This is a genomic window from Pseudomonas eutrophicaquae (assembly GCF_023544715.1).
Lineage (GTDB): Bacteria > Pseudomonadota > Gammaproteobacteria > Pseudomonadales > Pseudomonadaceae > Geopseudomonas.
On sequence record NZ_JAMJEZ010000001.1, the window covers coordinates 72,193 to 84,006 of the forward strand.

Here is an 11,814-nt window from a genome sequence, read left to right on the forward strand (position 1 = left end):
AGGCTTCGGGGCGCTATCTTGCCAGTTTTAGCCGCCCTTGGGGCGTGCCGGTGACGCCTCAGGCGCGGGCGATGCGTTGCCCCCAGGCGCGGGCGCGGGCGCTGAGCGCCGCGCTGTCGTGGCGGGTCAGCTGACCATTGTCCAGAAGCGGCTTGCCGGCGACCCAGACATGCCGCACGCAGCTGCGGTTGCTGGCGTAGATCAGCTGCGAGACCGGATCGTAGACCGGTTGCTGGGTCAGGCCCGAGAGGTCAAAGGCCACCAGATCGGCACTCTTGCCCACCTGCAGTGAGCCGCAGTCCGTGTCGATGCCCAGCGCCCGGGCGCCGTTGAGGGTGGCCATGCGCAGCGCGCGGTGCGCATCGAGCGCGGTGGCGGAGCCGGCCACCGCCTTGGCCAGCAGCGCGGCGGTGCGGGTTTCGCTGAGCAGGTCCAGATCGTTGTTGCTGGCTGCACCGTCGGTGCCGATCGCCACATTCACGCCGGCCTGCCAGAGCCGCTCCACCGGGCAGAAGCCGCTGGCCAGCTTGAGGTTGGATTCCGGGCAATGCACGACGCTGACGTTGTGCTGGACCAGCAGGGCCAGATCCGCTTCGTCGATCTGGGTCATGTGGATGGCCTGAAAGCGCGGGCCGAGCAGACCCAGGCGGGCCAGCCGCGCCAGCGGCCGCTCACCGTGCTGCTCGAGCGCCTGCCGCACCTCGACGGCGGTTTCATGCACGTGCATATGGATGCCGACATCGAGCTGCTCGGCCAGCACCCGCACCCGCTCCAGGCGCGCATCATCGACGGTGTAGGGCGCATGGGGGCCGAAGGCCACCTGCAGGCGCGGGTGATGGCGCAGGTCCGCGAGCAGTTCCAGGCCGTGACGCAGTGCCTCGTCGGTGTTGTGGGCGCCGGGCACCGGGAAGTTGATGACCGGCACAGTGATCTGGGCGCGCACTCCGGCGGCATGGGCGACTGCGCTGGCCACCTCGGGGAAGAAGTACATGTCGGAGAAGGCGGTGATGCCGCCCAGCACCTGCTCGGCGATTGCCAGCTCGGTGCCGTCGCGCACGAACTCCTCGCTGACCCACTTGGCCTCGGCCGGCCAGATGTGCTCATGCAGCCAGCTCATCAGCGGCAGATCATCAGCCAGACCACGGAACAGGCTCATCGCCGCATGGCCGTGGGCGTTGACCAGCCCGGGGGCGAGCAGCATGCCGGGCAGTTCGAGCACCTGTGCTGCCTGCAGGGTGCGGGCCTGCTGACGTGGCGCGATCAGCACAATGCGCCCCTCACGCACGCCCAGCGCATGCTCGCGCAGCACCACGCCGGCCGGCTCGACCGGCACGATCCATTCGGGGAACAGCAGAAGATCCAGGGGCGGCAGTGGGGCGGCAGAGGCGGGCATCGGGGCAGGTGTCCGGAAGATTCGAGTGAGGCAGTGTAGCGCCTGGCCGAAGCGCCTTGAAGCACCGGAACACGGGGCCGCTCGCTATACTGCACGCCCCCTTTCTTCACGAGATTGCCTGTCATGCGCGAGCAGCTGCTGGCCGCCGAACAGATCATTGCCCTCGACTGGCAGCCGGGTGTGCTGCGCCTGCTGGATCAGCGCGTCCTGCCCCATATCCAGCGCTGGCTGGAGTGCCGCGATGCCGGCGCGGTGGCCGCGGCGATCCGCGACATGGTGGTGCGCGGCGCCCCGGCCATCGGTATCGCTGCGGCCTACGGCGTGGCGCTGGCGGCACGCCAGCATCTGCAGTCGGGGGCGCTGTGCCCGTCGGCGTTTGCGGCTGATCTGGCTCTGCTCGCCGCCTCGCGGCCCACCGCGGTGAACCTGTTCTGGGCGCTGGCGCGCATGCAGGCCTGTGTGGCGCAGCCGGGTGAGGCGGCCGAGCAGCTGCAGCGCATCGAGCAGGAGGCGATCGCCATCCACCGCGAGGACCGCGAGGCCAACCTGCGCATGGCCGAGCTGGGCGCAGCGCTGATCCGTCGCCATCATCCGCACCCGCAGGCACTGCTCACCCACTGCAACGCCGGCGCCTTGGCTACCGGCGGCTTTGGCACGGCGCTGGGGGTGATTCGCGCCGCCGCGCTGGACGGGCTGGTGGCGCGGGTCCATGCCGATGAAACTCGCCCCTGGCTGCAGGGCGCCCGGCTGACCGCCTGGGAGCTGGCCTGCGAGGGGATTCCGGTGGCGCTGAATGCTGATGCCGCGGCGGCGTATTTGATGCAGCAGGGCGACATCCGCTGGGTGATTGTCGGTGCCGACCGCATCACGGCCTGTGGTGATGTGGCCAACAAAATTGGCACCTACCAGCTGGCAGTATGCGCGGCCTATCACGGGGTGCGGGTCATGGTAGTGGCGCCGACCTCGACCATCGACATGAGCATCGAGCGGGGCGAGGACATTCCCATCGAGCAGCGCAGCGGCGAGGAGCTGCTGAGGCTGGCCGGGCAGCCGGTGGCCGCTGAGGTTGAGGCGATCAATCCGGTATTCGATGTGACGCCGGCCCGGCTGATCGATGCGCTGGTGACCGAGCGCGGGGTCATCGAGCGGCCGGATCGTCAGCAGTTGCAGCGGCTGATGCGCGCTGCGCCGGCACATTGAACGCGCAGGTCGCGTGAAGCCCTCGGCAGCGGCCTGTGGTAAGCTCTCGCGTTATTTTTCAAAGCAGGCAGGGCCGGTGCGCCGCCCGCCCAGAACAAAGGAATCCGGCTTCTCATGGGTGAACTGGCCAAAGAAATCCTCCCGGTCAATATCGAAGACGAGCTGAAGCAGTCCTACCTCGACTACGCCATGAGCGTGATCGTTGGCCGCGCACTGCCGGATGCCCGTGATGGCCTCAAGCCGGTACACCGGCGCGTGCTGTTCGCCATGAGCGAGCTGGGCAACGACTGGAACAAGCCCTATAAGAAATCCGCCCGTGTGGTGGGTGATGTGATCGGTAAGTACCACCCGCACGGCGATACCGCGGTGTACGACACCATCGTGCGCATGGCACAGCCGTTCTCGCTGCGCTACATGCTGGTGGACGGGCAGGGCAACTTCGGTTCGGTGGACGGCGACAACGCCGCCGCCATGCGTTACACCGAAGTGCGCATGGCCAAGCTGGCCCATGAGCTGCTCGCCGATCTGGAGAAGGAAACCGTCGATTGGGTGCCCAACTACGACGGCACCGAGCTGATTCCGGCGGTGATGCCGACCCGCATCCCCAACCTGCTGGTCAACGGCTCCAGCGGTATCGCGGTGGGCATGGCGACCAATATTCCGCCCCACAACCTCTCCGAGGTGATCGAGGGCTGCCTGGCGCTGATCGAGAATCCAGAGCTCTCGGTCGATGAGCTGATGCAGTTCATCCCCGGCCCCGACTTCCCCACCGCCGGGATCATCAACGGCCGCGCCGGGATCATCGAGGCCTATCGCACCGGGCGCGGGCGCATCTATGTGCGCGCGCGTGTCGAGATCGAGGACGTCGACAAGGTGGGCGGTCGCCAGCAGCTGGTGATCACCGAGCTGCCGTACCAGCTGAACAAGGCGCGGCTGATCGAGAAGATCGCCGAGCTGGTCAAGGAAAAGAAGCTCGAGGGCATCAGCGAGCTGCGCGATGAGTCGGACAAGGACGGCATGCGCGTGGTCATCGAGCTGCGCCGCGGCGAGGTGCCGGAGGTGGTGCTCAACAACCTCTACGCCCAGACCCAGATGCAGAGCGTGTTCGGCATCAACGTGGTGGCGCTGGTCGATGGCCAGCCGCGCACCCTGAATCTCAAGGACATGCTTGAGGTATTCGTCCGTCACCGCCGTGAAGTGGTGACCCGCCGCACCGTCTACGAGCTGCGCAAGGCCCGCGAGCGCGGCCATATCCTCGAAGGTCAGGCGGTGGCGCTGTCCAACATCGATCCGGTGATCGAGCTGATCAAGGCCTCGCCAACCCCGGCCGAGGCCCGCGAGCGACTGATCGCCACCGGCTGGGCCTCCAGCGCGGTGCAGGCGATGGTCGAGCGCGCGGGCGCCGATGCTTGCCGTCCGGACGATCTGGACCCGCAGTACGGTCTGCGCGACGGCCAGTATTACCTGTCCCCCGAGCAGGCTCAGGCGATTCTCGAGCTGCGTCTGCACCGGCTGACCGGCCTTGAGCAGGATAAGCTGCTTGCCGAGTATCAGGACATCCTCGCCCAGATCGGCGAGCTGCTCCGCATCCTCACCAGCCCCGAGCGGCTGATGGAGGTGATCCGCGAGGAGCTGGAGAAGGTCAGGGCCGACTTCGGCGATGCCCGGCGCACCGAGATCCGCGCCACCCAGGAAGATCTGACCGTTGCCGACCTGATCCCGGAAGAGGAGCGGGTGGTGACCATCTCCCACGGCGGCTACGCCAAGAGCCAGCCGCTGGCCACCTACCAGGCGCAGCGCCGTGGTGGGCGCGGCAAGTCGGCGACCGGGGTCAAGGACGAGGACTACATCGAGCACCTGCTGGTCGCCAACAGCCATGCCACGCTGCTGCTGTTCTCCAGCAAGGGCAAGGTCTACTGGCTGCGCACCTTTGAAATTCCCGAGGCCTCGCGCACCGCGCGCGGCCGGCCGCTGGTCAACTTGCTGCCGCTTTCCGAGGGCGAGCGCATCACCGCGATGCTGCAGGTCGATCTGGAAGCCCTGCAGCAGTCTGGCAGCGAGGATGATCTGGACGGCGAAACCACCGTCATCGAGGGTGAACTGGTCGAAGCCGCTGAGGCGGTCGAGGATGCCGAGGGCGATACCGCCGAGCTGCAAGCCGAGCCAAACGGTGCCTACATCCTTATGGCTACCGCCTTCGGTACGGTGAAGAAGGTGCCGCTGGTGCAGTTCAGCCGTCCGCGCAAGGCCGGCCTGATTGCCCTGGAGCTGGTCGAGGGCGACACCCTGATCGCCGCGGCGATCACCGATGGCGCCAAGGAAGTGCTGCTATTCTCCAGCGCCGGCAAGGTGATCCGCTTTGCCGAGAGCGTGGTGCGGACCATGGGCCGTAACGCCCGTGGCGTGCGCGGCATGAAGCTGGGCGAGGGGCAGCGGGTGATTTCCATGCTGATCCCCGAATCCGGTGCGCAGATCCTCACCGCCGCCGAGCGCGGCTATGGCAAGCGCACCCCGCTGAGCAAGTTCCCGCGTCGCGGGCGGGGTGGTCAGGGCGTGATCGCCATGGTCGTCAACGAGCGCAACGGGGCGCTGATCGGTGCCATCCAGGTGCAGGACGGTGAGGAGATCATGCTGATTTCTGATCAGGGCACCCTGGTGCGTACCCGGGTGAGCGAGGTCTCGCTGCTTGGCCGCAATACCCAGGGCGTGACCCTGATCAAGCTGGCCGAGGGCGAAACGCTGGTGGGCCTTGAGCGCGTGCAGGAGCCGTCCGAGGACGGTGACGAGGCCTTTGAGGTGACAGAGCCTGACGCCCTCGCGGCGACAGCTGCAGAGGCCGAGGCGGCATCGCCGGCCCCGGTGGAACAGGGCGAGCGCCCTGTAGCGGATTGAGTGCCGCCGCTGCCGGTGCAGCGGCCCTTCGGTGAATTGAGAGAGACAGACGTGAGCAAGCGAGTCCATAACTTCTGTGCCGGCCCAGCCGCCCTTCCCACTGCCGTGCTCGAGCGCGCCCAGGCTGAACTGCTGGACTGGCAGGGCCGTGGCCTGTCGGTGATGGAAATGAGCCACCGCAGCGAGGAATACGTGGCCATCGCCGAGCAGGCCGAGCAGGACCTGCGTGACCTGCTGGCGGTGCCCAAGGATTACAAGGTGCTGTTCCTGCAGGGCGGCGCCAGCCAGCAGTTTGCGGCGATTCCCCTCAACCTGCTCCCCGAGTCGGGGGTGGCCGATTACATCGAGACGGGCATCTGGTCGAAGAAGGCCATCGAAGAAGCCCAGCGCTTTGGCCGCATCCAGGTAGCCGCCAGCGCCAAGCCCTACGACTACTTCGCCATCCCCGGTCAGAACGACTGGCAGCTCTCGGCGGATGCCGCCTATGTGCACTACTGCAGCAACGAAACCATCGGCGGCCTGCAGTTCGACTGGGTGCCGCAAACCGGTGACGTGCCGCTGGTCTGTGACATGTCTTCGGACATCCTCTCCCGGCCGATCGATGTCTCGCAGTACGGCATGATCTACGCCGGTGCGCAGAAGAACATCGGCCCGAGCGGTCTGGTGGTGGCGATCATCCGTGAAGACCTGCTCGGTCGTGCCCGCTCGCTCTGCCCGACCATGCTCGACTACAAGGTCGCCGCCGACAACGGCTCGATGTACAACACCCCGGCCACCTTCTCCTGGTACCTGTCGGGTCTGGTGTTCCAGTGGATCAAGGAGCAGGGCGGCCTGGAGGCGATGGAGCAGCGCAACCGCGCCAAGATGGAATTGCTGTATGGCGCCATCGATGCCAGCGACTTCTACAGCAACCCGGTGGCCCATAACGCCCGCTCGTGGATGAATGTGCCGTTCCGCCTGGCTGACGAGAAGCTCGACAAGGCCTTCCTGGCCGGTGCCGAAGCGCGTGGCCTGCTCAACCTCAAGGGCCATCGCTCGGTGGGCGGCATGCGCGCCTCGATCTACAACGCGGTCGGGCTGGATGCCGTCGAGGCGCTGGTGGACTGGATGGCCGAGTTCGAGAAGGAGCATGCCTGATGAGCGAGCAGGAACAGCTGCAGGCCCTGCGCCTGCGCATCGACAGCCTCGATGAGCGGATTCTCCAGCTGATCAGCGAGCGGGCACGCTGCGCGGAAGAGGTGGCGCGGGTCAAGACCGCTGCGCTGCCGGCGGGTGAGTCGGTGGTGTTCTACCGTCCTGAGCGCGAGGCGGCGGTGCTCAAGCGCATCATGGCGCTGAATCCCGGCCCTCTGGGTAATGAGGAGATGGCGCGGCTGTTCCGCGAGATCATGTCCTCCTGCCTGGCGCTTGAGCACCCGCTGCGGGTCGCTTATCTCGGCCCGGAAGGTACCTTCACCCAGGCCGCGGCGCTCAAACACTTCGGCCATGCGGTGCACAGCCAGCCGATGGCGGCCATCGACGAGGTGTTCCGCGAGGTGGTGGCCGGTGCGGTCAATTACGGCGTGGTGCCTGTGGAAAACTCCACCGAGGGCGCAGTCAACCACACCCTGGACAGCTTCCTGGAGCATGATCTGCAGATCTGCGGCGAGGTGGAGCTGCGTATCCATCATCACCTGCTGGTCGGTGAGACCACCCAGACCGACAAGATCTCGCGCATCTACTCCCACGCCCAGTCGCTGGCCCAGTGCCGCAAGTGGCTGGATGCCCATTACCCGAATGTCGAGCGAGTGGCGGTCTCCAGCAACGCCGACGCGGCGCGGCGGGTCAAGAGCGAGTGGAGCAGCGCGGCGATTGCCGGCGACATGGCGGCCCAGCTGTATGGCCTGCGCAAGCTGGCGGAGAAAATCGAGGATCGCCCGGACAACGCCACCCGTTTTCTGATCATCGGCAATCAGACCGTGCCGCCGACCGGCGACGACAAGACCTCGATCATCGTCTCCACCAGCAACAAGCCGGGCGCGCTGCATGACCTCTTGGCACCGTTCCACGCCAACGGCATCGACCTGACCCGCATCGAGACGCGCCCCTCGCGCAGTGGCAAGTGGACCTATGTCTTCTTCATCGATTTTGCCGGTCACCAGCACGATCCGCTGGTCAAGGGTGTGCTGGAGCAGCTGGCCGAGGAGACGGTCGCCCTCAAGGTGCTGGGCTCCTACCCGCGCGCTGTCCTGTAAATCATCCCCCCTGATGGCCGCACGGCGCTGCCTGCGGCCACCGATCCCGCCGGAGACTCCTCGATGAGCTGTGACTTCCTCGCCCTGGCCGTGCCGGGTGTGCAGAAACTCTCCCCCTATGTGCCAGGCAAGCCGGTCGATGAGCTGGCCCGTGAGCTGAATCTTGATCCGGCTGGTATCGTCAAGCTGGCCAGCAACGAGAACCCGCTCGGCCCCTCGCCGAAGGCGCTGGCAGCGATTCGCGCCGAACTGGCGGACATCACCCGTTATCCCGATGGCAGCGGCTATGCGCTCAAAGCCAAGCTGAGCCAGCGTTTTGGCCTGGCGCCCGAGCAGATCACCCTCGGCAATGGCTCCAATGACGTGCTGGACCTGATCGCCCGCGCCTGGCTCGCACCGGGCTTGAATGCGGTGTTCAGCCAGTACGCCTTCGCCGTCTATCCGATCTCCACCCAGGCCACCGGGGCCGAGGGGCGCGCGGTGCCGGCCAAGGACTATGGCCATGATTTGGAGGCCATGCTGGCCGCCATCGACGCCAACACCCGCGTGGTGTTCGTCGCCAACCCGAACAACCCGACCGGCACCTGGTTCGGCCCGCAGGCGCTGGAGTCGTTCCTGTCCCGCGTGCCGGCCCATGTGCTGGTGGTGCTGGATGAGGCCTATATCGAATTTGCCGAGGGTTCCGAGTTGCCCAACGGCCTTGAGTATCTGGCCCGCTACCCGAACCTGATCGTCACCCGCACCCTGTGCAAGGCCTACGGGCTGGCCGGCTTGCGTGTCGGCTATGCCGCTTCCAGTGCGCAGGTGGCCGATGTGCTCAACCGCGTGCGCCAGCCGTTCAACGTCAACAGCCTCGCGCTGGTGGCGGCCTATGCGGCGCTGGAAGACACCGAGTATCTGGCCGAAGGCCGCCGAGTCAATGCCGCCGGCATGGCCCAGCTGGAAGCCGGGCTAGAGGCGCTGGGGCTTGCGTGGATTCCTTCGCGCGGTAACTTCCTGGCGGTGGACTTCGGGTGTGATGCGGCGCCGATCAATCGTGCGTTGCTGGAGCGCGGGGTGATCGTGCGACCGATTGCTGGTTATGGCCTGCCGACCTTCCTGCGGGTCTCGATCGGTACCGAAGCCGAGAATGCCCGCTTCCTCGCCGCGCTGGCCGAGGTGCTCGGTGGTGACTGAGCGCCAAGGCAGCCCCAAGCCGCTGATCGGCCGGCTGGTGGTGGTCGGGCTGGGCCTGATCGGCGGCTCCTTTGCCCGCGGTCTGCGTGAGCGCGGGGTGTGTCGCGAGGTGGTCGGCGTCGATCTGGATGCCGAGTCGCGGCGCCTGGCCGTGCAGCTGGGGGTAGTCGATCGCAGCGAGGCGGATCTGGCCAGTGCCTGTGTCGGTGCCGAGGTGATCATGCTGGCGGTGCCGCTGCTGGCCATGGAACGGGTGCTGGGCCAGCTGGCGGCGCTGGATCTGCAGGATGCGATTCTCACCGACGCCGGCAGTGCCAAGGGCAGCATCGTGCGGGTGGCCCGGGCGGTGCTGGGCGAGCGGATCAGGCATTTCGTGCCCGGACACCCGATTGCCGGCTCCGAACAGAGCGGGGTCGAGGCCGCCAATGCCAGCCTCTATCGCCGGCACAAGGTGATCCTCACCCCGCTGGCCGAGACCGATGCGGGCGCGCTGGCCACGGTGGATCGGCTGTGGCAGGCGCTGGGCGCGGATGTCGAGCACATGGCGGTCGAGCACCATGACGAGGTGCTGGCCGCGACCAGCCATCTGCCGCACCTGCTGGCCTTCGGGCTGGTTGATTCGCTGGCCCACCAGAGCGACAACCTCGACATCTTCCGCTACGCCGCGGGCGGTTTTCGCGACTTCACCCGCATTGCCGGTAGTGATCCGGTGATGTGGCACGACATCTTCCTGGCCAACCGCGAGGCGGTGCTGCGGATTCTTGATCGCTTCCAGGGCGATCTGGATCAGCTGCGCCGCGCCGTCGCCGGGGGCGACGGGCATCATCTGCTCGGTGTGTTTACCCGTGCCCGGGTGGCCCGCGAGCATTTCAGCAAAATCCTGGCCCGCCGGGCCTATGTGGACGCCATGCATTCCAACGACCTGATCTTCCTCGCCCAGCCGGGCGGCAGCCTGAGCGGACGTATCCGCGTTCCGGGCGACAAATCCATTTCCCACCGCTCGATCATGCTCGGCTCGCTGGCCGAGGGCGTGACCGAGGTGGAGGGTTTCCTCGAGGGTGAGGATGCGCTGGCCACCATCCAGGCGTTCCGCGACATGGGCGTGGTGATCGAAGGTCCGCACCATGGCCGGGTGACCGTGCACGGCGTCGGCCTGCATGGCCTCAAGGCGCCGGTTGGCCCGCTGTACATGGGCAACTCCGGCACCTCGATGCGCCTGCTTTCGGGCCTGCTGGCAGCGCAGCCGTTCGACACCGTGCTGACCGGCGATGCCTCGCTGTCCAAGCGGCCGATGAATCGCGTGGCCAAGCCGCTGCGCGAGATGGGCGCGGTGATCGAGACCGGTCCGGAAGGCCGTCCGCCGCTGAACATCAAGGGCGGCCAGGCGCTGACCGGCATGCACTACGAGATGCCGATGGCCAGTGCCCAGGTCAAATCCTGCCTGTTGCTGGCCGGTCTATATGCCGCTGGCCAGACCTCGGTGACCGAGCCTGCGCCGACCCGTGATCACACCGAGCGCATGCTGCAGGGCTTTGGCTACCCGGTGCAGGTCGAGGGCGCGACGGCGACTGTCGAGAGCGGTCACCGCCTCTCGGCGACCCGTATTGAGGTGCCGGCGGACATCTCCTCGGCGGCCTTCTTCCTGGTCGCGGCGAGCATTGCCGAGGGCTCGGAGCTGGTGCTCGAGCATGTCGGCATCAACCCGACCCGTACCGGCGTGATCGACATCCTCAAGCTGATGGGGGGCGATATCAGCCTGGAAAATCAGCGCGTGGTCGGCGGCGAGCCGGTGGCTGATATCCGCGTGCGTTCGGCCAAGCTCAAAGGCATCGAGATCCCCGAAACGCTGGTACCGCTGGCGATCGACGAGTTCCCGGTGCTGTTCGTCGCCGCGGCCTGTGCCGAAGGGCGCACGGTGCTGCGCGGTGCCGAGGAGCTGCGGGTCAAGGAATCGGATCGCATCCAGGTGATGGCCGATGGCCTGATCGCCTGCGGCGTCAAGGCCGAGCCGACCCCGGATGGCATCATCATCGACGGTGGCCCGATCGGCGGTGGCGAAGTCTGGGCGCATGGCGATCACCGGATTGCCATGTCCTTCAGCATTGCCTCACTGCGCGCCAGTGCGCCGATCCGCATCCACGACTGCGCCAACGTCGCCACTTCCTTCCCCAACTTCCTCGACCTCTGTGCACAGGTCGGGGTGCGGGTCGCGCGGGAAGGGCAGGCATGAGCGAGGCCTGCGCGCTGATCACCATTGACGGGCCAAGCGGCTCCGGTAAGGGCACCGTGGCCAGCTTGCTGGCCCGTCAGCTGGGCTGGCACCTGCTGGACTCCGGTGCGCTGTACCGGTTGCTGGCCCTGGCAGCGCAGCGGCGCGGCATCTCCCTGGACGATGACGCGGCGCTCGGCACGCTGGGTGCCCAGCTGGACGTGCGTTTTGTCGCGGCCGAGGCTGGGCTGCATGGCCAGCGCATCCTGCTGGAGGGCGTGGAGGTCGGTGACGAGCTGCGCACCGAGCAGGCCGGCGCCGGCGCCTCCCAGGTCGCGGCGCTGCCGGCGGTGCGCGCAGCGCTGCTGCAGCGTCAGCGCGATTTTCGCGTCGCGCCGGGGCTGATCGCTGATGGCCGCGACATGGGTACCGTGGTATTTCCCGATGCGCCGCTGAAGGTTTTTCTCACCGCCAGCGCCGAGGAGCGTGCCCGTCGGCGCTACCTGCAGTTGAAGGACAAGGTGGCCGATGTTAACCTGCGCAGTCTGCTAGAAGAGATTCGTGAGCGCGATGCGCGTGACATGCATCGCGCTGTCGCTCCGCTGAAGCCGGCCGCCGATGCCGTACAGCTGGATTCCACGACGCTCTCGATCGAGCAGGTTCTGGAGCGCATCCTGACCGAAGCCGCCGCCCGCGGCCTGGTCTGAGGC

General features: G+C 67.1%; 8 protein-coding genes. 7 read left to right on the top strand and 1 reads right to left on the bottom strand.

Annotation, left to right across the window (positions count from 1 at the left end; translation table 11 throughout):
- Positions 1–58: 58 nt before the first annotated feature.
- Positions 59–1,393, bottom strand: coding sequence for a TRZ/ATZ family hydrolase (locus MXC11_RS00345; protein WP_250003764.1), 1,335 nt, complete (start codon positions 1,391–1,393; stop codon positions 59–61).
- A gap of 123 nt (positions 1,394–1,516) precedes the next feature.
- Between MXC11_RS00345 and mtnA the strand changes: the two genes are divergently transcribed.
- The 7 genes from mtnA to cmk all read left to right on the top strand — a co-directional run bounded on the left by mtnA (position 1,517) and on the right by cmk (position 11,811).
- Positions 1,517–2,593: an S-methyl-5-thioribose-1-phosphate isomerase gene (gene mtnA / locus MXC11_RS00350; RefSeq protein ID WP_250003765.1), complete on the top strand. Its 1,077-nt coding sequence runs from the start codon at positions 1,517–1,519 to the stop codon at positions 2,591–2,593.
- Between the two features lie 114 nt (positions 2,594–2,707).
- Complete coding sequence (gene gyrA / locus MXC11_RS00355; protein ID WP_250003767.1) at positions 2,708–5,485, top strand: DNA gyrase subunit A; 2,778 nt, start codon at positions 2,708–2,710, stop codon at positions 5,483–5,485.
- A 51-nt stretch (positions 5,486–5,536) separates the two neighbouring features.
- Entirely contained in the window at positions 5,537–6,622 is a 1,086-nt protein-coding gene (gene serC / locus MXC11_RS00360) for a 3-phosphoserine/phosphohydroxythreonine transaminase (RefSeq protein ID WP_250003769.1), read from the top strand.
- Positions 6,622–7,719: a prephenate dehydratase gene (gene pheA, locus MXC11_RS00365; protein WP_250003771.1), complete on the top strand. Its 1,098-nt coding sequence runs from the start codon at positions 6,622–6,624 to the stop codon at positions 7,717–7,719. Before serC ends, pheA begins: the two co-directional genes overlap by 1 nt.
- Positions 7,720–7,782: 63 nt before the next feature.
- A complete protein-coding gene (gene hisC / locus MXC11_RS00370; RefSeq protein WP_250003773.1) occupies positions 7,783–8,895 on the top strand; it encodes a histidinol-phosphate transaminase in 1,113 nt (370 codons plus the stop codon).
- Positions 8,888–11,125 carry a bifunctional prephenate dehydrogenase/3-phosphoshikimate 1-carboxyvinyltransferase gene (locus MXC11_RS00375; RefSeq protein ID WP_462938079.1) on the top strand — a complete coding sequence of 746 codons (2,238 nt, stop codon included), beginning with the start codon at positions 8,888–8,890 and terminating at the stop codon, positions 11,123–11,125. Before hisC ends, MXC11_RS00375 begins: the two co-directional genes overlap by 8 nt.
- Positions 11,122–11,811, top strand: a complete 690-nt coding sequence (cmk, locus tag MXC11_RS00380; RefSeq protein ID WP_250003777.1) for a (d)CMP kinase — start codon at positions 11,122–11,124, stop codon at positions 11,809–11,811. Before MXC11_RS00375 ends, cmk begins: the two co-directional genes overlap by 4 nt.
- Positions 11,812–11,814: the final 3 nt, after the last annotated feature.